The organism is Serratia plymuthica NBRC 102599, from assembly GCF_001590925.1.
Taxonomy (GTDB): Bacteria; Pseudomonadota; Gammaproteobacteria; order Enterobacterales; family Enterobacteriaceae; genus Serratia; species Serratia plymuthica.
In genome coordinates, this window is sequence record NZ_BCTU01000026.1 from 81,505 (window position 1) to 105,011 (window position 23,507).

At 59.0% G+C, this 23,507-nt stretch carries 16 protein-coding genes; 11 read left to right on the forward strand and 5 right to left on the reverse strand.

Features of this window, described 5'->3' with window-relative positions; genetic code table 11:
- Positions 1 to 130: 130 nt before the first annotated feature.
- The 8 genes from SPL01S_RS18390 to cobA all read left to right on the forward strand — a co-directional run bounded on the left by SPL01S_RS18390 (position 131) and on the right by cobA (position 14,067).
- Positions 131 to 1,705: an ABC transporter substrate-binding protein gene (locus SPL01S_RS18390; protein WP_063201975.1), complete on the forward strand. Its 1,575-nt coding sequence runs from the start codon at positions 131 to 133 to the stop codon at positions 1,703 to 1,705.
- Positions 1,706 to 1,760: 55 nt separating this feature from the next.
- The gene (locus SPL01S_RS18395) at positions 1,761 to 3,041 is read left to right on the forward strand and encodes a nitrate regulatory protein (protein WP_063201979.1); all 1,281 of its coding nucleotides are present in this window, start codon (positions 1,761 to 1,763) and stop codon (positions 3,039 to 3,041) included.
- Between the two features lie 441 nt (positions 3,042 to 3,482).
- Positions 3,483 to 4,742 carry a CmpA/NrtA family ABC transporter substrate-binding protein gene (locus tag SPL01S_RS18400; RefSeq protein ID WP_063201984.1) on the forward strand — a complete coding sequence of 420 codons (1,260 nt, stop codon included), beginning with the start codon at positions 3,483 to 3,485 and terminating at the stop codon, positions 4,740 to 4,742.
- 8 nt (positions 4,743 to 4,750) lie between these two features.
- On the forward strand, positions 4,751 to 5,635 hold the full coding sequence (gene ntrB, locus SPL01S_RS18405; RefSeq protein ID WP_062871152.1) for a nitrate ABC transporter permease: 885 nt from the start codon (positions 4,751 to 4,753) through the stop codon (positions 5,633 to 5,635).
- Positions 5,636 to 5,645: 10 nt separating this feature from the next.
- On the forward strand, positions 5,646 to 6,434 hold the full coding sequence (locus SPL01S_RS18410; RefSeq protein WP_006326063.1) for an ABC transporter ATP-binding protein: 789 nt from the start codon (positions 5,646 to 5,648) through the stop codon (positions 6,432 to 6,434).
- A gap of 10 nt (positions 6,435 to 6,444) precedes the next feature.
- Positions 6,445 to 10,590 carry a nitrite reductase large subunit NirB gene (gene nirB, locus SPL01S_RS18415; RefSeq protein ID WP_415774753.1) on the forward strand — a complete coding sequence of 1,382 codons (4,146 nt, stop codon included), beginning with the start codon at positions 6,445 to 6,447 and terminating at the stop codon, positions 10,588 to 10,590.
- On the forward strand, positions 10,587 to 13,238 hold the full coding sequence (locus SPL01S_RS18420) for a nitrate reductase (protein WP_063201987.1): 2,652 nt from the start codon (positions 10,587 to 10,589) through the stop codon (positions 13,236 to 13,238). The genes nirB and SPL01S_RS18420 overlap by 4 nt, the downstream gene beginning before the upstream one ends.
- A 13-nt stretch (positions 13,239 to 13,251) precedes the next feature.
- Positions 13,252 to 14,067, forward strand: a complete 816-nt coding sequence (gene cobA / locus SPL01S_RS18425; RefSeq protein WP_063201991.1) for a uroporphyrinogen-III C-methyltransferase — start codon at positions 13,252 to 13,254, stop codon at positions 14,065 to 14,067.
- A 4-nt stretch (positions 14,068 to 14,071) separates the two neighbouring features.
- Here the strand turns inward: cobA and SPL01S_RS18430 are convergent, their stop codons facing one another.
- The 3 genes from SPL01S_RS18430 to SPL01S_RS18440 all read right to left on the reverse strand — a co-directional run bounded on the left by SPL01S_RS18430 (position 14,072) and on the right by SPL01S_RS18440 (position 15,760).
- Entirely contained in the window at positions 14,072 to 14,638 is a 567-nt protein-coding gene (locus SPL01S_RS18430; protein ID WP_063201994.1) for a YbhB/YbcL family Raf kinase inhibitor-like protein, read from the reverse strand.
- A 164-nt stretch (positions 14,639 to 14,802) separates the two neighbouring features.
- Entirely contained in the window at positions 14,803 to 15,477 is a 675-nt protein-coding gene (locus SPL01S_RS18435) for a prepilin peptidase (protein WP_063201997.1), read from the reverse strand.
- Positions 15,467 to 15,760: a hypothetical protein gene (locus SPL01S_RS18440; RefSeq protein WP_063202000.1), complete on the reverse strand. Its 294-nt coding sequence runs from the start codon at positions 15,758 to 15,760 to the stop codon at positions 15,467 to 15,469. Before SPL01S_RS18440 ends, SPL01S_RS18435 begins: the two co-directional genes overlap by 11 nt.
- Positions 15,761 to 16,006: 246 nt before the next feature.
- Between SPL01S_RS18440 and SPL01S_RS18445 the strand changes: the two genes are divergently transcribed.
- On the forward strand, positions 16,007 to 17,521 hold the full coding sequence (locus tag SPL01S_RS18445; protein ID WP_063202003.1) for a YchO/YchP family invasin: 1,515 nt from the start codon (positions 16,007 to 16,009) through the stop codon (positions 17,519 to 17,521).
- Here the strand turns inward: SPL01S_RS18445 and narL are convergent.
- Both narL and narX read right to left on the reverse strand, forming a co-directional pair.
- Positions 17,518 to 18,168: a two-component system response regulator NarL gene (gene narL, locus SPL01S_RS18450; protein WP_006326049.1), complete on the reverse strand. Its 651-nt coding sequence runs from the start codon at positions 18,166 to 18,168 to the stop codon at positions 17,518 to 17,520. The genes SPL01S_RS18445 and narL overlap by 4 nt on opposite strands.
- Before the next feature lie 11 nt (positions 18,169 to 18,179).
- The gene (narX, locus tag SPL01S_RS18455; RefSeq protein WP_063202006.1) at positions 18,180 to 19,964 is read right to left on the reverse strand and encodes a nitrate/nitrite two-component system sensor histidine kinase NarX; all 1,785 of its coding nucleotides are present in this window, start codon (positions 19,962 to 19,964) and stop codon (positions 18,180 to 18,182) included.
- 363 nt (positions 19,965 to 20,327) lie between these two features.
- Between narX and SPL01S_RS18460 the strand changes: the two genes are divergently transcribed.
- Both SPL01S_RS18460 and SPL01S_RS18465 read left to right on the forward strand, forming a co-directional pair.
- Complete coding sequence (locus SPL01S_RS18460; RefSeq protein ID WP_063202010.1) at positions 20,328 to 21,722, forward strand: NarK family nitrate/nitrite MFS transporter; 1,395 nt, start codon at positions 20,328 to 20,330, stop codon at positions 21,720 to 21,722.
- 751 nt (positions 21,723 to 22,473) lie between these two features.
- Complete coding sequence (locus SPL01S_RS18465) at positions 22,474 to 23,379, forward strand: transcriptional regulator (protein WP_063202014.1); 906 nt, start codon at positions 22,474 to 22,476, stop codon at positions 23,377 to 23,379.
- Positions 23,380 to 23,507: the final 128 nt, after the last annotated feature.

Sequence of the window (23,507 nt, forward strand, 5' to 3'; positions counted from 1 at the left end):
ACCCGCCGTGGCTGCGGCGGGTATATTCATCTGTGTAATAAATAAAGCAATTTATAGTCGTTCTTCTTATAAACTCACCCCCCTACACTCGAAAAATAACGCATCCGCGTGATTGATGGAGAGTGCAGCAATGAAACGTCTCATCCCAACCTTAGTGTTCAGCGCCCTGGCAGCAAGTTTCGGCGCGCAGGCCGCCACTCCGCAAGATACGCTGGTCGTGGTCAGTTCGCTGGAGGGGATTATCAGCCTCGATCCGGCCGAGAGTTTTGAAACCGTCAGCTCGGCCAACCTGGTCAATCTGTACCAGCGCCTGCTGGCACCGGATCGTGAAACGCCGGAAAAGCTGGCACCGGAACTGGCCAGCGGCTGGCAGGCGGGCGCAGATGGTCACAGCCTGATTTTTACCCTGCATGACAACCAGCGCTTTGCCTCCGGCAATCCGGTACGGCCGGAGGACGTGATCTTCTCGCTGGTGCGTGCGGTGAAACTGAACAAGGCGCCGTCGTTTATTCTCGGCGAATTCGGCTGGACGCCGGACAACGTCGAAAGCCAGTTGAAAAAACTCAACGACAACCAGTTGCAACTGAACTGGCCGGCGAATATCGGCAGCGAACTGGCGTTGCGGTTGCTGACCGCACCGGTGGCGTCGATTGTCGATGAGAAGCTGCTGAGCGAACACAGCCAGGCGGGGGATTTCGGCAATGCCTGGCTGCGTTCGAACTCCGCCGGTGCCGGCCCTTACCGGGTCAGCAACTATGTGCCGCACGAGGCGCTGTTGTTCAGCCGTAACGATTACGCCCAACCCAAAGCGCAGTTGAAAACGGTGTTGCTGAAGAACGTCAGCGACGCCGGCACCCGCCGCCTGCTGCTGCTGAAAGGCGACGCCGACGTGGCCTATGATTTGGGGGCCGATCAGTTCAACTCGTTGCGCAATGAAAAGGGCGTGCGTATTGAGCAGCATGATTCGGCCAAGGTGTATTACCTCGGTTTCAATACCGGCAACAAACAGCAACCGGCGCTGAGCAATCCGGCGCTGTGGCAGGCGGCGCGCTGGCTGGTGGATTACCAATCCATCGCGAAAGATCTGCTGAAAGGGCAATACCGCGTTCATCAGGCTTTTCTGCCGGTCGGGCTGGACGGCGCCGTCTCGGACCAGCCGTTCAAACTTGACGTGGCAAAAGCCAGGCAGATTCTGCATGACGCCGGTATCGCTGAAGGTACGCGCATCGATTTGATCGTCATTAACCAACCGCCTTATACCGATATCGCCCAAGCGCTGCAGGCCAGCTTCGCCAAGGCCGGTTTGCAACTGGATATTCATCCGGTGGTGGAGAGCGATCTGTGGGGCAAGATGCGCGGTCGCGATTTCCAGGCGATCTTCACCTATTGGGGCGCCGACTATCTGGACCCGAACACCAACGCCAGCGCCTTTGCTTACAATGTGCCGAACGGCCCGAAAACCCTGGCCTGGCGCACCCAGTGGACGATACCGGCGCTGAGTGCGGAAACCCGTGCGGCGGCGGCAGAAGGCGATGGGGTAAAACGCGCCGCGCGCTACGCAGCCTTGCAGCATGAAGTGCAGGCCAGTTCGCCGTACGTCGTCGCGTTGCAAGGGCAAACGCTGGTGGCGCTGCGCGACAACATCAAGGGCGCCACGCTGAATATCGCCAACAGTATGCTTTATCTGGATCGCGTGAGTAAGTAACGCTACGGCACGGCTTTTGCAGGATCGGCCTATTTACCGTAACGGGGATCCTGTCATGAGCCGTAATAGCGCTTTCCCGCCCAGCGCCGGCGATTTTCTGCTGGCGTCCAAACGCTGCGAAATCACCGTGCTGCAACAGCTGCTGCAGATGGGCCAGTTGGTTGGCCGGGTGAGCCAACTGATCCACGTGCTTCAGCGGGAGCGCGGCACCGTCAATATTTATCTGTGTTCGCAGGGCGCGCTGTTCGGCGAACGGCTGCCCGGCAGAACGCAGGACGTGGAGCAGGCCGAACTGGCGGTGCAACGGCAACTGGCGCAGTTGGATGCCGCCACGGCACCGCTGGCCAGCGCCAGCCGCCTGTTCAGCCGCATCGCCTGTGCGTTGCACAACCTCACCGCTTTGCCCGCGCTGCGCCGGCAAGTACAGCAGCAGCAGGTCTCGCAGCCTGCGGCCATGGACACCTTCAATAACATCATTCACAGCCTGCTGGCGCTGGTATTCGAGGCGGCGGATGCCTGCGTTGAACCCGCCATGACGCGTGCGTTGATCGCCATGTTCAGCTTTATGCAAGGCAAGGAACTGGCCGGGCAAGAGCGGGCAATTGGCGCGGCCGGTTTTGCCGCCATGCATTTCAGTGAAGCCTCCCATCAGCAGTTACTGATGCTGATCGAAGGTCAGGAGCGCTGTTTTCAAACCTTCAGCGAGTTCGCCGACGAACAGTCGCTGGCCCAGTGGCGGCGCATACAGCAGCAGGATGACCGCGAGTTTGAACGCCTGCGTCGCATTGCCTGTACCCAGTTGCAGTTGAGCGATCGCGCCGACACCAGCCTGCGCTGGTTCGAGATCACCAGTGCGCGCATCGACCTGATGAAACAGATAGAGGATCGGCTGGAAGAGGCGCTGATGGCCAGTTGCCGCCACAGCCTGGCCGAGGCCCAGCGCTCGCTGGCGCTGGATTATGTCGATTACGTGCCGCAACAGGCGAGAGAAAGCTACGCGGTGTTTGTGGCCACCCCGCTGGGGGCGGCGTCGCCGCTGATGGGGGACGGCATCAATCCGCGTCTGGGCCGTTCCATGATGGAGTTGATTCAGCAGCAGTCGCAGCGGTTGCAGGTGCTGTCAGAGGAGTTGGCAACGGCGCGTGCGACGCTGCATGAGCGCAAGCAAATCGAACGCGCCAAAGGGCTGCTGATCCGGCATCGCGGCTTGACCGAGGAGGACGCTCACCGGCTGCTGCTCAAGATGGCCATGAACCAAAACAAGCGGCTGATTGATATCGCCAATGCCATGCTGGCGGTGGCGGATATTTTACCGTCCACCGGAAATACTCCTTAAGGAGTATATGCACACCGTCAGTGCAGTTAATGCCTTGCCGTTGTGCAACGTACCCGTCGCCTTTCAAGCTGCAGCGTTGTTACCTGCTTGCAAGATCCATCCAAGGGCCTTGCCCCTTCGGGGCCGCTGCGAGCGAAGTTCAAATCGGTTCACGACAGATTTGTCACTCACCCCAGTGACTTAAGTAAGCGCCTGGGGATGAGCGAGCTGGGCGCCTGGCTACAACTTGAAATTCATGGGGTACATATTGGTGGGTTTAAAATGACAGATTTGGCGATTTGGCACGCAAGCTGCATTAACTAAAACGTAACCTGGCCAATGGCGGCCGGATTGCCAACAAGAATTTGGATAAAGGCGTCCTTTCAGCATGTTCACCCCAATGGTGGAATGTGCTGATGGGACGCCTTTTTTATTTTTATCGCCTGATTGAAGGACTTGCTGATGACGCACACCAAACACCCTGGGCTTGAGTTGACGCGCCGCCGCTTTTTGGCCGGCAGCGCGGCGCTGGGCGGCAGCATGTTGCTGCCTGGCCTGATGAATACGGCCTGGGCGGCAGGCTCTGACGCACCGGAGAAAAAAGAGATCCGCGTGGGCTTTATTCCGCTCACCGACTGCGCCTCGGTGGTGATGGCGGCGGTGAAAAAGTTTGACGAAAAATACGGCATCAAAATCATTCCCAGCAAAGAAGCCAGTTGGGCGGCGGTGCGCGACAAGCTGCTGTCCGGCGAGCTGGATGCGGCGCACGTGCTGTACGGCATGGTTTATGGCCTGCAATTGGGCGTAGCCGGGCCGCAGCACGACATGGCGGTGCTGATGACGCTCAACAACAACGGTCAGGCGATCACGCTTTCCAACCAGTTAAAGCAGGCCGGCGTCACCGATGCGGCCGCGCTGAAAAAACACGTCGACGCCAGCGCCAAGGGCACTTACACCTTCGCCCAAACCTTCCCGACCGGTACCCACGCCATGTGGCTCTATTACTGGCTGGCGAACGCCGGCATTCATCCGTTTGACGACGTGCGCAACGTGGTGGTGCCGCCGCCGCAGATGGTGATGAACATGAAGATCGGCAACATGAGCGGTTTCTGCGTCGGGGAGCCGTGGAACCAGCGCGCCATCGCCGAAAACATCGGTTTTACCGCCGTCACCACCCAGGAAATCTGGCCCGATCACCCGGAAAAAGTGCTGGGCACCACGGGGAACTGGGTGGCGGCCAACCCGAACAGCGCCCGCGCGCTGACCGCCGCCGTGCTGGACGCCGCACGCTGGATAGACAGCTCCGACGCCAACCGCGAGGAGACCGCCCGGGTGGTGGCAGGGCGCGCCTACATCAATACCAAACCGGAAGTGATCACCGGCCGCATGCTGGGGCAATACCAAAACGGTCTGGGCAAATCCTGGCAGGACGCTCATGCGATGCGCTTTTTCCACGATGGCGAGGTGAACTACCCGTATCTGTCTGACGGCATGTGGTTCCTGACCCAGCATCGCCGCTGGGGCCTGTTGAGCGCCGAGCCGGACTACCTGGCCGTCGCGCAAAAAATCAACCGCATCGAGATCTACAAACAGGCGGCAAGCGCGGTGGGCGGGGTGAATCTTCCCGGCAGCGACATGCGCGCCAGCACGCTGTTTGACGGTAAACGTTGGGACGGCAGCAATCCGGCGGAATACGCCAACAGTTTCTCTTTAAAGCGCTGAGGTAACCGATGAAAAATCTCGCTGAACGTATTGATATGCCAACGCCGACCCGTGCGGAAGTCGTGCCGCTGAAAATCCCGGCCGCCGCGAAGCCGCAACCCAAAGCGCGCTGGCGTTTGCCTTTGCAGAACGCTTTTCGCCGTGCGGTGCCCGCGGCGTTGGGGCTGGTGGTGACCCTGGTTGTCTGGCAGATCGCCGCGCTCAACAGCAAGGGTTTCCCGACGCCCGTGGCGACCTGGCAAGCGGCGCTGACGCTGTTTGCCGATCCGTTTTATTCCGCCGGGCCGAACGATCAGGGGATCGGCTGGAACGTACTGGCCTCGTTGCAGCGCGTAGCCACCGGTTTTGGGCTGGCGGCGTTGGTCGGTATTCCGGCCGGGTTCCTGCTGGGGCGCTTTGCCTTTCTGGCGAACATGCTCAACCCGATCATTTCGCTGCTGCGCCCGGTCAGCCCGCTGGCCTGGCTGCCGATTGGCCTGCTGCTGTTCCAGCGTGCGGAGCCGGCATCAACCTGGACCATTTTCATCTGCTCCATCTGGCCGATGATCCTCAACACCGCAGAAGGCGTCACGCGCATTCCGCAGGACTACCTCAACGTGGCGCGGGTGCTGAAGCTGTCTGAGTGGACGGTGATGCGCAAAATCCTGTTCCCGGCAGTGCTGCCGTATGTGCTGACGGGGGTGCGTTTGTCCATCGGCATCGCCTGGCTGGTGATCGTGGCGGCGGAAATGCTGACCGGCGGCGTCGGCATCGGTTTTTGGATTTGGAATGAATGGAACAACCTCAACGTCGAAAACATCATCATCGCCATCATCGTGATCGGCGTGGTGGGGCTGCTGCTCGAGCAGGGGCTGATGTTACTGGCAAAACGTTTTAGCTATCAGAACCGTTAAGGAGTGCGCCATGAAACCGATTATTCAGGTCCAGAACGTCAGCCAGCGCTTTGCCACCCCGCAGGGGGAGTTTATCGCGTTGGATCGGGTAAGTTTCGATATCCAGGCAGGGGAAACCGTCAGCCTGATCGGCCATTCCGGCTGCGGCAAGTCGACGCTGCTGAATTTGATCGCCGGGCTGACTCTGCCCAGCGACGGCGTGCTGTTGTGCGATAACCGGCAAATCACCGGGCCGGGGCCAGAACGCGGCGTGGTGTTCCAGAACCATTCGCTGCTGCCGTGGCTGACCACCTACGAAAACGTGGCCTTGGCGGTGCATCAGGTATTCCGGCGCGAAATGACTCGCGGCGAAATGCGCGAGTGGATCGAGCACAACCTGGAGCTGGTGCATATGAGCCACGCGTTGCACAAGCGGCCGCATGAAATCTCCGGCGGCATGAAACAGCGCGTCGGCATCGCCCGTGCGTTGGCGATGAAACCCAAGGTGTTGCTGATGGACGAGCCCTTTGGCGCGCTGGATGCGCTGACCCGCGCCCATCTGCAGGATGCGGTGATGGAAATCCAGCAACGGTTGAACACCACCATTGTGCTGATCACCCATGACGTCGATGAAGCGGTGCTGCTGTCCGATCGGGTGATGATGATGACCAACGGCCCGGCGGCCACTGTCGGTGAAATTCTCGAGGTGAAGCTGCCGCGTCCGCGTTCACGGGTAGCGCTGGCGGACGACCCGGATTATCACCATTACCGTCGCCAGGTGCTGAAGTTCCTCTACGAGAAGCACGCGAAAGCGGCATGAGAGCCGAATGATGGACAAAACCCAACTGGTGGTGATTGGCAACGGCATGGCCGGGATGCGGCTGGTGGAGACGCTCTGCCGGCTGGCACCCGCGCGCTATGCCATCACGGTGATTGGCGAGGAGCCGCGCGGCAACTACAACCGCATTCTGCTGTCGCCGGTGCTGGCGGGGGAAAAGGCGTTCAGCGAGACCCTGTTGCACGATCTTGACTGGTATCACCGGCACGACGTGCGGCTGCTGGCCGGTGAACCGGCGCTGGCAGTGGATCGGCGGCACAAACGGGTGATGACTGCCCGGCATGAGGTGCCTTATGACCTGCTGGTGTTCGCCACCGGTTCGCGTCCGCTGATGCCGCAACTGCCCGGCGTGACGCTGAACGGCATTTACGGTTTTCGCACGCTGGACGACGTTGAAGCCATGCTTGGCCGCTGCCGGCCAGGGCGGCATGCGCTGGTGGTAGGGGGCGGCGTGTTGGGGATCGAGGCGGCCGCCGCCCTGACGCAGCGCGGCATGACCGCCACCGTGGTGCACCGTGGCACACACCTGATGGAGCGGCAACTGGATGCCCGCGCCGGGCGGATGCTGCAACACAATCTGTTGCAACGCGGTATCGAATGTCGGCTGGCCTGTGAGGTCAGCCGGTTCCACGGCACAGAGCAGGTTCAGGCCGCCACGCTGAGTAATGGCGAGCGGTGCGATTGCGATCTGGTGGTGATTGCCGCCGGGGTGCGGCCCGAAATCAGCCTGGCGCAGGCCGCCGGGCTGGGCTGTGAGCGCGGCATTTTGATCGACGATCGGATGCAGACTGAGGACCCGGCGATCTTCGCCATCGGCGAATGCGCCCAGCTCGACGCCACCACCTTCGGTCTGGTGGCACCTTGCTGGCAACAGGCGGAGTTGTTGGCGCGGCGGTTGAGCGGTGAGCAGGTGCCGGGCTACCGACCGGCGCCGCTGCATACCCGCCTGAAGGTCAGCGGCATCGAGATGTTCAGCGCCGGCGAAATGATCGCCGACGCGCAAACCGAGCTTCACCACGCCGAAGACCCACAGGCGCAGCATTACCGCCGCCTGCTGGTGCGCCACGGCAGATTACAGGGCGTTGTGTTGTACGGCGACGCCCAGGACAGCCCTTTTTATCTGCGGCAGCTCGGTCAGCCGGTGAATCAGCCGGAAGCCCTGCTGTTTGGCAGTAGCGAACCCGAGGCGCCGCAGGCGTCTGACGAGAGGACATCGGATATGCATAAGCCCGTTTTGCTGGTTGCCGGACACGGCATGGTCGGTCATCACTTCCTGGAACAACTGGTCGCTCGCGAACTGCATCAGCAGTATCACATCGTGGTCTTTGGCGAAGAGCCGGTGGCGGCGTATGACCGGGTTCATCTGTCGGAATTTTTCTCCGGCCGCAGCGCCGACTCGTTGTCGATGGTGGAAGCGGGTTTCTTCGAAGGTTCCGGGATTGAGCTGCGGCTGGGGCAGGCGGTTTGCGCCATCGATCGCCGGCGCAAATGCGTGATCGACGCCGAGGGGCGCGAAACGGCCTACGACCACCTGGTACTGGCGACCGGCTCTTATCCGTTTGTCCCGCCGATCCCCGGCAACGATCGCCCCGGCTGTCTGGTTTATCGCACACTGGAGGATCTGGCGGCGATTGCCGAATGCGCCGCCAGCGCCAGCGTGGGCGTGGTGGTCGGCGGCGGTCTGTTGGGGCTGGAGGCCGCCAATGCCTTGCAGCAGCTTGGGCTGAAAACCCACGTGGTGGAGTTTGCGCCGCGCCTGATGGGGGTGCAACTGGATGACGGCGGCGCGGCGATGCTGCGTAAAAAGATTGAGGCGCTGGGCGTGAGCGTACACACCGGCAAGCAAACACAGGCGATTATCGAGGGTTCGTTACACCGTCACAGTATGAGTTTCGCCGACGGTGAAACCCTGGATGCTGATTTGATTCTGTTTTCCGCCGGTATCCGGCCGCGTGACCAGCTCGCCCGCGCCGCCGAACTGGAGGTGGGACCCCGCGGCGGCATCGTGATTGACAGCCAGTGCCGCACCAGCGATGACGCCATTTACGCCATCGGCGAATGCGCGTTATGGAACGGCCAAATTTTCGGGCTGGTGGCACCGGGGTATCAAATGGCGCGCACGCTGGCGGATCTGCTGGCCGGGCGGGAAAACGTGTTCTGCGGCGCAGACATGAGCACCAAGCTGAAACTGCTGGGCGTCGAGGTGGCGTCGATCGGGGATGCGCACGGCCATACGCCCGGCAGCCAAAGCTACAGCTGGGTCGACGGCCCGGCGGAAGTGTATAAAAAGCTGGTGGTTGATGCCGACGGCAAACGGCTGCTGGGGGCGGTATTGGTCGGCGACAGCAGCGAATACAGTACGCTGCAACAAATGATGCTCAATGATCTGCCGCTGCCCGCCGCACCGGAAAGCCTGATTCTCCCGGCCTCGGCCGGCGGCGCGCCAAAAGCGCTGGGCGTCTCGGCGTTACCGGCCACGGCGCAGATTTGCTCCTGTCACAACGTCAGTAAAGGCGATATCAGCTGTGCGGTGGACCAGGGCTGCGGCGATTTGGCGGCGGTGAAAGCCTGCACCAAAGCCGGCACCGGCTGTGGCGGTTGCGCCGCCCTGGTGAAACAGGTGATGGAGCACGAACTGCAGCAACGCGGCGTGGTGGTGAAAAAGGACGTTTGCGAGCATTTCGCCTACTCGCGCCAGGAGCTGTATCACCTGGTGCGGGTCGGCAATATCCGCACCTTCGACGATCTGCTGGCCCGACATGGCCATGGGCACGGCTGCGAAGTTTGCAAACCGCTGGCGGGATCGATTCTGGCGTCGTGCTGGAATGAGTATCTGCTCAAGCCGCAGCACCTGCCGTTGCAAGACACCAACGATCGTTTCTTCGCCAATATCCAAAAAGACGGCACCTATTCGGTGGTGCCGCGCGTGCCGGCCGGTGAAATTACCCCGGCAGGGCTGATCGCCATCGGCCAAATTGCCCAGCGTTATCAACTGTACACCAAAATCACCGGCGGCCAGCGGGTCGACCTGTTTGGCGCGCGCCTGGAGCAACTGCCGGAAATCTGGCAGCAGTTGGTCGACGCCGGGTTTGAAACCGGCCATGCCTACGGCAAGTCGCTGCGTACGGTGAAATCCTGCGTCGGTTCAAGCTGGTGTCGTTATGGCGTGCAAGATTCGACCGCGCTGGCGATTGAACTGGAGCACCGTTACAAGGGATTGCGAGCGCCGCACAAAATCAAGATGGCGGTTTCCGGCTGCACGCGCGAATGCGCAGAAGCGCAAAGCAAGGACGTTGGGGTGATCGCCACCGACAAAGGCTGGAATCTGTACCTGTGCGGCAACGGCGGTATGAAGCCACGGCATGCGGATTTGTTTGCCAGCGATCTCGACACCGCCACGCTGATCCGCATGGTCGATCGTTTCCTGATGTTTTATGTCCGTACCGCCGATCGCCTGCAGCGCACCAGCACCTGGATGGATAACCTCGAAGGCGGGCTGGATTACCTGCGTGAGGTGGTGCTGGAGGATAGCCTGGGTATCGCCGCCGATCTGGAGAACGACATGCAGGCGGTGGTCGGCAGCTATCAGTGCGAATGGCAGACCACGCTCGCCAGCCCGGATCGTCTTAAGCTGTTCCGCGCCTTTGTGAACAGCGATCGGCCGGACGAAGCCATTGTCTGGCAGCCGGAGCGCGGGCAGCGCCGCCCGGCCAGCGGAGAGGAACGCGGGCAGGTTACCGAAGTGCAACCGGCCTCGGCCGCAGGCGATCAGTGGCTGGATGTCTGCGCGTTGGCGGACATTCCCGTCAACGCCGGCATTGCTGCACGTCTGGGGCCGCGGCAGATTGCGCTGTTCCATCTGCCGGGCAGCGGCGTTTATGCGCTGGCGAATCAGGAGCCGGACAGCGACGCCAACGTGCTGGCGCGCGGGTTGCTGGGGGACGTAGCCGGTGTGCCTGTGGTGATCTCCCCGTTGTACAAGCAGCGTTTCCGCCTGAGCGACGGCAGCTGTGTGGATAACGCGCAATCTGGTGTTACCGCCTGGCCGGTACGGGTGACGGCGGGCAGAGTCTGGGTGTGCAGCCAACCGCTGGCGGTGCAGGCCGCCATGCCGGAAGCGACGGGCGCCGCATCATGACCGCCGCACACTGCACCACCTGTCCTTACTGCGGCGTTGGCTGCGGCGTCGCCGTCGAAAAGCGCAGCGACGGCGCGGTGGCGGTCAGCGGTGATGTCGCCCACCCGGCAAATCAGGGGCGGCTGTGCGTGAAAGGCAGCGCGTTGGGAGAAACCCTGGATTTGGCGGGCCGCTTGCTGCAACCGCAGGTTGACGGCCAAACGGTGGGCTGGGACGACGCGCTGGAGCAGGTGGCGCTGCGTTTTAGCCGCGTGATCGAGCAACACGGCCCGCAGGCGGTGGCATTTTACGCTTCCGGCCAGTTGCTGACCGAGGACTATTACGTCGCCAATAAGCTGATGAAGGGCTTTATCGGCGCGGCCAATATCGACACCAACTCCCGGCTGTGCATGGCATCGGCGGTGGTGGGTTACAAGCGGGCGTTCGGTGGCGATGCGGTGCCTTGCTGTTATGAGGACATCGAACAGGCGGATCTGGTGATCCTGACCGGTTCCAACACCGCCTGGGCGCACCCGGTGGTGTATCAGCGGCTGGTGAAGGCGCGTCAGCAGCGGCCGCAGATGCGCGTGGTGGTGATTGATCCGCGAGAGACGGCGACCTGCGATATTGCCGATCTGCACCTGCCGCTGCGCCCTGGCAGCGACGCCGCTCTGTTTACCGGAGCGCTGCGCTGGCTGGCGCAGCACGATGGCCTGGATAACGCCTTTTTGCATCAGCATGCCAACGGCGTGGAGGAAACGCTGGCGGCGGTGGCCGACTGGGCACCGGAACGGGTAGCGGATTTTTGCGAACTGCCGCTCAGCGCCGTACTGACCTTTTTCGCCTTGCTGAAAACATCGCGCGACTGGGTGACCCTCTATTCCATGGGCATCAACCAGTCTTCAAGCGGTGCGGATAAATGCAATGCAATCATCAACCTGCACCTGGCGGGCGGGCGCATTGGCCGGCCGGGTAGCGGCCCGTTTTCCATTACCGGCCAGCCGAATGCGATGGGCGGGCGTGAAGTGGGCGGGCTGGCTAATCAGTTGGCGGCGCATATGGGGTTCAGCGACGAGGATACCGACCGGGTGCAGCGTTTCTGGCAGTCGCCGGGCATTGCCAGGCAACCTGGCCTGAATGCGGTCGAACTGTTCCAGGCGATGGCCGCCGGGCAGGTGAAGGCGGTGTGGATCATGGGCACCAACCCGGTGGTATCGCTGCCGGATGCGGACGCGGTGCGACAGGCGTTGAAACAGTGCCCGCTGGTGGTGGTGTCGGAAGTGATGGCGGTGACCGATACCGCAGAATTGGCTCACATCCGCCTGCCGGCGCTGGCCTGGGGCGAAAAAGAGGGCAGCGTCACCAACTCCGAACGCTGCATATCCCGCCAGCGCGCGTTTTTGCCACCGCCGGGAGAGGCGCGGGCCGACTGGTGGATCCTCAGCCAGGTGGCGCGGCGCATGGGCTATGGGGCGGCGTTCGGCTACCGGCACCCTTCGGAGATTTTCAGTGAGCACGCCGCGTTGTCAGGGTTTGAGAATAACGGAACGCGCGCGTTCGATATCAGCCTGCTGGCGCAGGGGGATCGGGAGCAGTGGTCGCGCATGGCACCGGTGCAGTGGCCGGTCAATACCCAGCACCCTGACGGGTGTCGGCGTCTGTTCAGCGATGGCCGCTTTTTCCATGCGGACGGCAAAGCGCAACTGCTGCCGGTGACGCCGCGCCTGCCGCAAAATGCGGTATCGCCGCGTTACCCGATGGTGCTGAACACCGGCCGTATCCGCGATCAGTGGCACACCATGACGCGCACCGGCAAAGCGGCGCGCCTGATGCGCCATCTCAGCGAGCCGTTTTGTGAAATGCACCCGCAGGATGCTGCGGCGTTGGGCATTGCCGATAACGCCCTGGTGCGGCTCAGTTCGCCCCATGGCTGGATGCTGGCGCGAGCCCAGTGCCATCCGGGGCAGCGGCGCGGCAGCGTATTCGCGCCTATGCACTGGAATGGTCAGTTTACCGCTCAGGGCCGGGTCGACAGTCTGATCCCTCCGGTGGTCGATGCTCATTCCGGCCAGCCGGAAAGCAAACATGCGCCGGTACGGGTCAGCTTGTGGCCAACGAGCTGGCAGGCGGAGATTTTCCTGCGCGCCGAGGTGGCGCCGCCGGTGGGTATTTACTGGAGCCGGGTAGCGCAGGAGGGCCTGACCCACTACATCATGGCCGGGCAACGGCCGGTCGAAGACTGGCAGGACTGGTTGCGGCGGCACTTCCCCTTGGCGGGGCTGACGCTGCAAACCGCGCAATTGGCCCAACGCGGTTTGCACGTCATTGGTTGGCGTCAGAACGAGGTGCAACTGGCGTTTTATGTTCGCCAACAGGCTCCGATGCTCGATCGACCGGCAATTCTGAGTGCTTTTGCACAACCGCCGGTCGGCGGAGCGCAGCGCTTGGCGTTGTTAGCGGGGCGAGGGGCTGCGGGGCAGACGGCGGCCGGGGCGACGATTTGCAGCTGCTTCGGCGTGGGCGAGAACCGCATTATTGCGGCGATTAAGGCGGGCTGCCACAGCGCCAGTGAACTGGGCGATCGTCTGCAATGCGGCACCAACTGCGGCTCTTGTTTGCCGGAACTGAAAAAGTTGATTCAACAGCATGCGGCCCAACGGGTGGCATAGCGGAGGTGATGCAATGAAGGCACTTGAAATGCTGATGTTGGCTGGGGATCGTCGCCAGCCGGTGCGCCGGGGTGAAGTGTGGTTGGTCGGTGCCGGGCCTGGGGATGCCGAGCTGCTGACGTTGAAGGCGCTGCGGGTTCTCCAGCAGGCGGACGTGGTGGTGTTTGATCGCCTGGTTTCCCCGGCGGTGATGGCGCTGCTGCCTGCGGAGGCGTTGCGTATCGACGTGGGTAAATCCCTGCGCTGCCACACTTTGGCGCAATCGGAGATCGAACAACTGCTGGTAGAGCTGGCGCAGGCCGGCAATCGGGTGGTGCGGTTGAAGGGGGGTGACCCTTTTATTTTTGGTCGCGGCGGCGAGGAGATGGCCTGGTTGCAGCGTCATGGCGTGGCCTGCCACGTGGTGCCGGGCATTACCGCCGCCAGTGGCTGTGCGGCGGCAAGCGGCATTCCGTTAACCCACCGGGATTACGCGCAGTCGGTACGTTTTGTTACCGGCCACTGCCGTAACGGCGAGGTGGATCTGGACTGGCCGGGATTGGTCAGTTCGGGGCAAACGCTGGTGTTTTATATGGGGCTGGCCTTGAGTGAAACCATTGCCGCACAGTTGTTGCGCCATGGTATGGCGGCGGAGATGCCGTTGGCGATCATTGAACGCGGTACCCAGCCGCAGCAGCGGGTATTGATCGGCACCTTGGGCGAACTGCCGGCGATCATGGCCCGACAGCGGCCGGTTTCGCCCAGCCTGCTGGTGATCGGTGAGGTGGTCAGCCTGTACCGCGCTGCGGCGGTGACCGCAGAGACCCCGGCAGAGGCGTTGACGGCCTGAACGGTTATTGGCCGAAGCGGCCGATAATGCCCGCGCCGCCCTTGGCATGGCCGTGCAGCTTTTCCAGGAGTTGTTCGCGCGTCAAGCCCGGGCCAAGTGCATGGGGCGGGAGATCGGTGGCGATCAACACGAAAGTATAGTGGTGCAACCCTGATCCGGCCGGGGGGCAAGGGCCGTGATAAACCGCAGTGCCCGGCGAGTTTTTGCCGCCAATAAAGCCTTTGCCCAGGGTGAGATCGCCCTCGGCGAAGCCGCTGGCCGAGACGGGGATGCCGTAGGCCACCAAATGGCTTACGCCAAGGCCGCTGCGCCCCTCGGGATCGGACAGCAGCAGGGCGAAACTCTGGGTTCCTGTCGGCGGATTGCTCCAGTTCAGCGGCGGTGAAACGTTATCGCCGGTGCAACTGGCATTGCCCGGCGTCGCGCCGGCATATTTTTGCGCCAGCATTCCGCCATCCTGAAACGCCGGCGAGGTGAGGGTGAAGGTGCCGGCCGCCTGCGCCGCGAATGACAGTGACCCCGTCAGTAACGCCGCGCCGAGCGCGAGTGCGGATAAACCATGACCAATCATATAACCCCCGTATTGATTTAGGCAAAACCCCGTTTTGGCTTAGCCAAAGGATAGCGGTGCAGGTGAAGAGTCGCCATAACAGCCGTACCGACAGTGGGCTATAACAGCGGTAAAATGGCCCTGTGCCCATTTACCGCCAGAGTGAAATAAGGTGAAATTTAGCGTTATACCCCGTTGAACTGCGCGATTCCCTTGCCGGCCGTCGACAGCAGCAACGGCCAGGCCGCCGCTGCCAGATACAGGCCGAACGGCAGCGGAGTTTGCCAGCCGGGTTTACGCATCAGGCCGGCAATGGCCACCGCGCATAATCCCGTCGCCGCCGCACCGGTGACCAACATCGGCAGGGCGGGCCAGCCGACCCAGGCGCCTAATGCCGCCAACAGTTTAAAATCCCCTTGCCCAATGCCATCCCGTTGATGACGGCGGCGATAGGCCGCGTTGAGTAGCCACAGCGACAGATAACCGACAACGGTCCCTGACACCGCCTCCGCCAGCGAAGTGAAATAGCCTTGCTGGTTCACCAGCAGCCCGGCCCATAGCAGCGGCAGTGTCAGGCGATCCGGCAACAAGCGGTGCTGCCAATCGATAAACGCCAACGCGATCAATACCGCCGCCACCGGCAGCAACACTACGCGGTGCAGGAGCGGCATGCCGAAAGGCAATGCCGCCAGCCCGGCGCAAAGGGCAGCCCCCATCACCCAGCGCGTCTGCTTTGGCGAGGGCCCCGACAGGCTTGCCGATACGCAGTGAATCAACCGCGTAGCGATGGCTGCTGCAAGCAGCAGGGCCGGGATAAACAGGCAGCGATGCCAGAGATCGTGTTGCGCGTCATCGAGCATAAAACGTCCTTACCGAGCTGAAATCAGCGTTCAACATAGCGGCAAAATACGGTTGATTGGGAAAAATGACGCCATCAATGATTGGCATTGCGAGCCTGGCCGCAAAGTATTGTTCAGCTAACAGAGGGATAGCAAAAAATTGCGTATTGCTACGCATAATCAAGACGTTATTGGTCCCGCTGATTTCCGTCTGAAGTTTTTTTCGGCAAAATTTCAGGTGAAATAAAGTGAATTCACTCATTTTGGCGGCTCGGAATCGGGTATTTTTATGGCTTGATGCCATGGCCTCTGCGGAGGTGGTGGTTTTGTTACGTTGTCACATGAATAACTGAGGTTTATCCGATGGTTTCTCATCACAAATCCACTAGGCTTGGGTATTCATGATGCGTTTTGGCGCTGGGCCCTTGAAAGGGGATAAATGCCCTGTGTCAGAGTGTGCGAAGGTTGAGTTGTCTGCCGCCTGGAGTGGCCGCAGCAAAAAAAGGATTGATGCGCCTTGCTCTCCGGATGAGGGGATGGCGACAGAGTAATGACTGACGTTAGACAAAAAACACGCTGCAGAGTGAAAAAAGCCGTTCATTTTCTCCCTCGCCTGACCGGCAGTTTACCGGCGGCGCTGCTGGTGTGGCTACTTGCCTGGTTTTGCGGCGCGTTGCCCGCCCAGGCTGAATCCCCGCCGGCACCCGATTCCCTCGCTCATTCGCCGGGCAATGATTTACCCGAGCTTGGCGGCAACGCCCAGGACGACGCTGCGCGTGAGAAAGAGTGGGCCACCATGGCCAAACAGCTGGGTGAACGTAATTTGAATAACGTTTCCGGCCAGCAGGTGCGTACCCGCGCCGAGAACTATGTGTTGGGTCAGGCAAACGACGTCTTGCAGCAGCAAGCGCAGGAGCTGTTATCGCCGCTGGGCACCGCCAAACTGTCGCTGGCGGTGTCCAATCAGGGGGATTTTGCCGGCAGCAGCGGCCAACTGTTCAGCCCTTTGTATGACGTCAACGGTTTGCTGACTTACAGCCAGCTCGGTCTTTTGCAGCAAAACGACGGTTCGCTGGGCAATCTGGGGATTGGGCAACGCTGGGTCGCCGGGGATTGGCTGCTGGGGTATAACACGGTGCTCGACAGCGATTTTGAGCGCCGGCACAACCGTGCCAGCGTGGGCGCCGAAGCCTGGGGCGATTTCCTGCGTTTTTCCGCCAATTATTACTATCCGTTGTCGGCGCTGGCGCAGCAGAAAAATGACGCGGTGTTCCTCAGCCGACCGGCGAACGGTTATGACATTACCACTCAAGGCTACCTGCCATTCTACCGCCAGATTGGCGGTTCTCTCAGCTATGAGCAGTACTGGGGGGAGAATGTCGATCTGTTCGGCAGCGGTAAAAAGCAAAGCGATCCGCGTGCCATGCAGTTTGGGGTGAATTACACGCCGGTGCCGCTGGTGACGGTGAAAGCGCTGCACAAAATGGGCGAAGGCGGGGTGAGCCAGGATCAGATCGAACTGGCGCTGAGTTACCGGCTTGGTGTTCCCCTGGTGAAACAGATATCGCCGGAGTACGTTGCGCAGGCCAAGTCGCTGCGCGGTAGCCGCTATGGCAATATCGAACGCAAAAATGTCCCGGTGTTGGCGTTCCGACAACGCAAAACGCTGCAGGTGTTTTTGGCTACGCCGCCGTGGAGCCTGAAGGAAGGGGAAACGTTGCCGCTGGTGCTTGAAATCAAAGCGGCCAACAAAATCGCCCGCGTCAGTTGGCAGGGGGATACCCAGGCTCTGAGCCTGACGCCGCCGCAAAACGGTAACGATCCGCACGGCTGGAGCCTGATCGTGCCTAAGTGGGATGCCTCTCCAGGCGCAAGCAACAGTTACTCTTTATCGGTTACGCTGGAAGACGATAAACACCAGTTAGTGACATCCAACTGGATCCAGCTGCAAGTGACGCCGCCCCTGACGCTGTCTTCCGGCACCGACGAGGGGTTGCCGCCGGCGAAAACCCTGCAAACGCCGGCGATACCGGCGCAGACCGGGCCACTGAACGGCGAGGATTAACCGTTTTTCCCCTGCAATACCCAGACGGCGGCTTCAACGCGCGATTTCAGCTTCATTTTTTTCAGCAGGTGTTTGACGTGCACCTTGACGGTACTCTCGGTGATCGTCAGCCTGCGGGCGATCATTTTGTTCGGCAGGCCCTGGGCGATCAGTTTCAGAATATCGCGCTCACGCGGCGTCAGTTGCTGGATATCGCGTTCGGCGCTGGGGCGGTTCTCACGCAGGCTGGCGGCCAGGACCGGCGTCAGGGCTTCGCTTAATACCATCTGGCCCGCAGCCGCCTGATGCATGGCCTTCAGCAGATCCTCCGGCTCCATGTCTTTCAGCAGGTAGCCGTCGGCACCGCGTTTCAGAGCACTGACCACGTCATCTTCGTGATTTGAGACGCTAAACACCACAATGCGGCCCGATAGCGCGGTCATGCGCAGGCGATCCAGCGTCTCCAGACCGTTGATGCCCGGCATGTTCAGGTCGAGCAGGATCAGATCAGGATCGTGCTCTTCGGCCAGCGCGACGCCCTGTTCGCCATTGCCGGCTTCGGCAATCACCTGCAGGCGTGGGTCCATAGCGATCAGCTGCTTTACGCCATTACGCAGCATCGGATGGTCATCAATCAGTAAAATGGTGGCAGCGGTTTCAGTCGTCATGGTTTCTCTCATTAATCGATGGCGTGGTTGTCCGGTTTGAATACCACCCGGACTTCAGTGCCGCCGCCGCTGCAGGGTAAAATCTCGCAGTGGCCGTGCAGGCTTTTGGCGCGATCGCGCATAATTATCAGGCCATAGTGATCGGGGCGGGCGGTCTCTTCCGGCAGCCCGCGTCCGTTATCGCAGACGCTCAGGGTAACTTCACCTCGTCGATTGACCACCTGGATGCTTACCCGGCTGGCCTGGGCATGTTTATTGATGTTGCTTAAGGCTTCGCGGGCAATCTGCAACAGGTGAATAGCCTGATAAGAAGGCACCGTGCGTGGCGTCAACTGGTAATCGAGATCGATGGCAACGCCGAGCCGCTGGCTAAATTCCTGTACCGTTGACTGCAGCGCCGCCAGCAGCCCCGGTTCGGTCAGGCGCAGGCGGAACGTGGTCAACAGCTCGCGCAATTGGCGGTAAGCGATGTTCAGTTCTTCACGCATTTGTCGCACCAGCGCCAGGTTGGCGGGCGAGAGCTCCGCGCCCTGCATTTGCAGGCAACCGGTCTGCATTTTCAGGCACGACAGCGACTGAGCAATGGAGTCATGCAACTCACGCGCAATCGCTGCGCGTTCTTCCATCAACATCAGCTGTTGCTGATGATCGACCTGGCGTTCAATCGCCAACACGCTGGTCAGTTGTTCTACCAACGTGTTAACCAACTGGCGATGATCGTCATTTAGCGGCTGTTGCGGTAGGTGCTGTGCGACGATCACCCCGTAATCCCCCAGTTTGTCGCTTAAACTCCAGCTCAGGGAAGGGTGATGGGCGTGTTGTTGGCCATCGTCGTTCAGGCAGGCGCTGCAGACCGGGTTGGTGCAGTATTCCGGCCGTAGCGGCAGGTTGCCGCTCAATTGTACGAATTGTTCCTGACTGTTGTTCTCGTACAGGCGAACCTGAATGGCCCGTAGCGGCGTCAGGCTTTGCAGTTGATTGAGTATCGGCGTCAGGCGGCTGCACAGCGGCTCATTGCCGTGCAACTGGCGGCTGGCTTTATAGAGGAAGCTCAGCACCTGGTTTTTTTGTTGCAGGTCGGCAGTTTTTTCCGCCACCCGTTGCTCTAGCCCGCTGTACATGGCGGCAAGTTCGTCGGACATGGTGTTTAACGCGCCGCCGAGCGAGGCCATTTCATCCTGGTGGCCGCGTTGGGCAAAACGCCGGCTGAAATCGCCACGGCCCGCCGACAGCGCCATCGCCACCAGTTGCCGCCACGGATGCAGCAGGCGACGGCGCAGGTAACAAATGGTACCGACCAACAAAAGCAGCGTCAGCGCGATAAATACCGCCTGTACCAGCGTCACCATCAACAGCCGCCGTTCGGTTTGGCGGTCAATGTCGGACACCAGCTTATCCAGCAGGGTGACGAAATGCGCGACCTGCGGCGCAGCCTCGGTCGGGTGCCGAGCCTGACGCAACTGCGGCAGCAGGGTTAGCTGCCAATAATCATGCAGCGTCTGAAATTGTTCAGTCATCTCTTCTTGTTCCAGCGAACGCTGAAGATCAGGGCTGTCTTGAGCCTGATCCAGTTCGCGGACCAGCGCTTCGCTGCGAGCATCCAGCGGAACTTGCGACAGCAGGCGATAACTCTGCATACGCAACGAGCCGGCCTTATTGATGGCATGCGCGTTGCCCTGAATGCTCTGCGACATCCAGGCGGAAATGCCCATTCCGGCGATGCCCAATATGCCTAGCAGTATCATCAGCATGGCCACCTGATTAACGATGGAAAGTGGAGCTAACAGGCGTTTCATGTTGCTTGGATCCCCGGAGGTAGAGTGTGGCGACGGCTGGAAACCAGAGGGCGAAAGCAGGCGGTGCCAGCGAAGGCGGTAACGATTTGGCGTTATTTTTCACCATAGTTGCAGGCAACCCCATACCTCTAACGAAGTAACCCTTAGTTTCCATGCGCCGCTACGGGCGGGCATCAGTGGTGCAGTGTAAATTTCAACTAATTGATTTATAGTTATATTTTATGGGGTGGCCCCTTACTCATAAAGGGATGTCGGTGCGTTTCCCGCGCATGACTACCTGCACTCCGATTGATTTACATCAACTTTGACCTGGGGGCCGCCACCTAGGGTGTGCGGAGTTATCACCCTGTCTCTGAGGTTTTTATGTCGCAATCTGCAATGTCATCATCAAAAAAAACAGGTGCGGTTATTCAGAACTGGCAACCTGAGGACACCGAGTTCTGGCAACAGCGTGGTCAGGCGATTGCCAGTCGCAACCTGTGGATTTCCGTTCCTTGCCTGTTATTGGCCTTCTGCGTCTGGATGCTGTTCAGCGCGGTTGCGGTCAATCTGAACAAGGTCGGTTTCAATTTCACTACCGACCAGCTTTTTTTGCTCACCGCGTTGCCTTCCGTTTCGGGCGCCATCCTGCGCGTGCCTTATTCGTTCGTGATCCCGATGTTCGGCGGCCGCCGCTGGACGGCAATCAGCACCTGTTTACTGCTGGTCCCCTGCCTGTGGCTGGGGTTTGCGGTTCAGAATACCTCTACGGCCTATGGCGTTTTTGTCATCATCTCTCTGCTGTGCGGCTTCGCCGGCGCCAACTTTGCCTCCAGCATGGCCAACATCAGTTTCTTCTTTCCAAAGGCCAGGCAGGGCGGCGCATTAGGCTTGAACGGCGGGTTGGGCAATCTGGGCGTCAGCGTGATGCAATTGGTGGCCCCGTTGGCGATCTCCATCGCCATGTTCGGCGTTTTTGGCGGCACGGGCCAGGTTCAGCCGGACGGCAGTCAACTGTGGCTGGAGAACGCCGCGTGGATCTGGGTGCCATTCCTGTTGATCGCCACGCTGGCGGCTTGGTTCGGCATGAACGACCTGGCGGCTTCGAAGGCCTCGCTCAGACAACAGCTGCCGGTGCTCAAGCGCGGCCATCTGTGGATGCTGAGCCTGCTGTATCTTGCCACTTTCGGATCCTTCATCGGTTTTTCCGCCGGTTTCGCCATGTTGTCGAAGACGCAGTTTCCGGATGTGGTGATCCTGCATTATGCCTTCTTCGGCCCGTTCCTCGGCGCCCTGGCACGGCCGGTTGGCGGTGCGCTTTCCGATCGGTTTGGCGGTATTCGCGTTACGCTGATTAACTTTGTATTGATGGCGGTGTTTGCCGCACTGTTGTTCCTGACCTTACCGGGGGCTGGGCATACGGGGTCCTTTATTGCGTTTTACGGCGTCTTTATGCTGCTGTTTCTTACCGCCGGTTTGGGCAGCGGCTCGACCTTCCAGATGATCGCCGTGATCTTCCGTAAAATTACCCTCGAGCGTGTTAAGGCTCGAGGCGGGAGCGACGAAAGCGCACAGCGCGAAGCGGTAACCGATTCCGCAGCCGCTCTGGGGTTTATCTCGGCGATTGGCGCCATCGGCGGTTTCTTTATTCCGAAAGCATTTGGCACTTCCCTGGCGCTGACCGGTTCTCCGGCGGGCGCGATGAAAATTTTCCTGGTGTTTTACCTGTTGTGCGTGGTGATTACCTGGGCTGTGTACGGTCGTAAAAAAACGGCCTGATGCGATTTGTTCCTCCCCGAAAGGGGAGGGACTGTTTCTTTTACTCTCCGCGTAGTTTGTTTTTCCGCAGTGAAATTCCCCGCCTTTAGGTAATATTCTTATTTCCCCATGCTGAATTTCTCTTTTTTTATAGGTGCATCTCTCACTTCATGTTTTTCAATGAAGAATACTCCACAATATTATTGTTAGCGTGATTTTCATTTTCTTGTCGGAATTTTTACAGAAATAAAGCATGCTGGTGACATAGCCTGTTATGGTGAGTGACAGAGATCTTCATTATTTGAAGGTTGTGTAGCCAAATTGAAAATATGTCTTTGTATTTGGTGCTTTGTTTCGTGAAGTGATTAAATCAGATAACTCTCATTCTGTTTTTGCTGGCTTTTTGTAGGCTATCTGGCAATCGGATTAGGTGGAAAAACAGGTGATACTTGCAGGTTTTCGGGTGAATTTCACAATTTCACTTAACCAACAAAGTTATAACATATGCGGGCTTTTTGTTTTAAATCAGTCTGTTGGCTGATTTTTATTGCCGGTAAACATGAAAAGAAACCATGTTACCAACAGGGAAAAAGAGAACATTCTGAGAATCGGATCTTTGGTATTCGAGGTGATGTAAAAAATGAAATCAGCGAATTTTTATAAAAATAAACATCCAATGAATACAACCTGTTGAGTTTACATTTAATTTCTTGAACATTTTTTCATATTTCTATACAAAGTGTGCAGGACAGGCACGTTAAGGAAATTAAAAGTGAATCTTGATAAAAGAATAAAGATTAGGAATCTAGATGTTCTGACACCTTCCCGGGAAAAATTTCGCCTGCGTTGGAAGGAGTATCAGATACTTTCACTTCTGGTCGCCAGATCCCCTGAACTGGTTAGTCGTACGGAAATTATAGAAAATATATGGAAAGGAACTTATTGTTCAGATTCGACGATAAATCAAACAATTAAATCAATTCGTCAGAAAATAGGTGATGTTGAACATACGCTTATCAGAACGATTCCACGCCTGGGCTATAAGGTGGAAAACAAGGCCGCTTTTCACTTTATATCGGAGGAGGATGAATATGGTGTTGATGAAATATGGAAAGTTTCTGGGAATATTAACGAAGATTTTCAAGCGGAAATATCTGAAAGTGGAAATAGAGACGATGAAATTAGCGCCGAGAAAATAGACACGCATGAGGAAGCGATTACGAGTTCCGGGCCACCTGTTGCTGTGGTATCCGTACCGCTGAAAAATACAACAATAAGAAATAAAATGACTGCATCCGCGGGTTTTTTCTCCGTTCCTGCCGTCAGAGTGGTGAAGTACCTGTCGGTGTTTGTCTCACTGCTGATTATTTCACATTTTTCCTATGTGCTGGGGAACCAAACTCGTCCACCGATTATCAATGATATACAAAACAACACCCGCGTGGTGCTTACCCTGACGTTGAACAACCCCCAATCTAACGGCCCGCAAACGCTGCTTTGCCTTTATCAGGGCGAAAACCTGGAGCAGGCGACCATCGAGTGCATCGATCCTAAACAGGGGAAGTTTAAACAGCCGGTGAAATACGAAATTTCAGAGGCCAAGGGTAAAGGTAAGATTAATCTCATTCTGCCGAATAAAAGCATTCAATATCAGGTTGCTTACGAAGTTAAAAATTAGTCTACGCCGACATTTCATCTTTCCCCATAATTTTACATTCAGCAAATACTGTTATTTCATTATTTGTTATTTGAAAGCTTGGGCCGATTTGTCCAGTCTGGTTTCCATGATCTAACGCGTATTAAGCG

What these genes read in the sequence shown, in the direction of transcription:
- SPL01S_RS18390 (WP_063201975.1), top strand. Translation starts at nt 131, where the DNA reads ATGAAACGTCTCATCCCAACCTTAGTGTTCAGCGCCCTGGCAGCAAGT.
- SPL01S_RS18395 (WP_063201979.1), top strand. Translation starts at nt 1,761, where the DNA reads ATGAGCCGTAATAGCGCTTTCCCGCCCAGCGCCGGCGATTTTCTGCTG.
- SPL01S_RS18400 (WP_063201984.1), top strand. Translation starts at nt 3,483, where the DNA reads ATGACGCACACCAAACACCCTGGGCTTGAGTTGACGCGCCGCCGCTTT.
- ntrB (WP_062871152.1), top strand. Translation starts at nt 4,751, where the DNA reads ATGAAAAATCTCGCTGAACGTATTGATATGCCAACGCCGACCCGTGCG.
- SPL01S_RS18410 (WP_006326063.1), top strand. Translation starts at nt 5,646, where the DNA reads ATGAAACCGATTATTCAGGTCCAGAACGTCAGCCAGCGCTTTGCCACC.
- nirB (WP_415774753.1), top strand. Translation starts at nt 6,445, where the DNA reads ATGGACAAAACCCAACTGGTGGTGATTGGCAACGGCATGGCCGGGATG.
- SPL01S_RS18420 (WP_063201987.1), top strand. Translation starts at nt 10,587, where the DNA reads ATGACCGCCGCACACTGCACCACCTGTCCTTACTGCGGCGTTGGCTGC.
- cobA (WP_063201991.1), top strand. Translation starts at nt 13,252, where the DNA reads ATGAAGGCACTTGAAATGCTGATGTTGGCTGGGGATCGTCGCCAGCCG.
- SPL01S_RS18430 (WP_063201994.1), bottom strand. Translation starts at nt 14,638, where the DNA reads ATGATTGGTCATGGTTTATCCGCACTCGCGCTCGGCGCGGCGTTACTG.
- SPL01S_RS18435 (WP_063201997.1), bottom strand. Translation starts at nt 15,477, where the DNA reads ATGCTCGATGACGCGCAACACGATCTCTGGCATCGCTGCCTGTTTATC.
- SPL01S_RS18440 (WP_063202000.1), bottom strand. Translation starts at nt 15,760, where the DNA reads ATGGCATCAAGCCATAAAAATACCCGATTCCGAGCCGCCAAAATGAGT.
- SPL01S_RS18445 (WP_063202003.1), top strand. Translation starts at nt 16,007, where the DNA reads ATGACTGACGTTAGACAAAAAACACGCTGCAGAGTGAAAAAAGCCGTT.
- narL (WP_006326049.1), bottom strand. Translation starts at nt 18,168, where the DNA reads ATGACGACTGAAACCGCTGCCACCATTTTACTGATTGATGACCATCCG.
- narX (WP_063202006.1), bottom strand. Translation starts at nt 19,964, where the DNA reads ATGAAACGCCTGTTAGCTCCACTTTCCATCGTTAATCAGGTGGCCATG.
- SPL01S_RS18460 (WP_063202010.1), top strand. Translation starts at nt 20,328, where the DNA reads ATGTCGCAATCTGCAATGTCATCATCAAAAAAAACAGGTGCGGTTATT.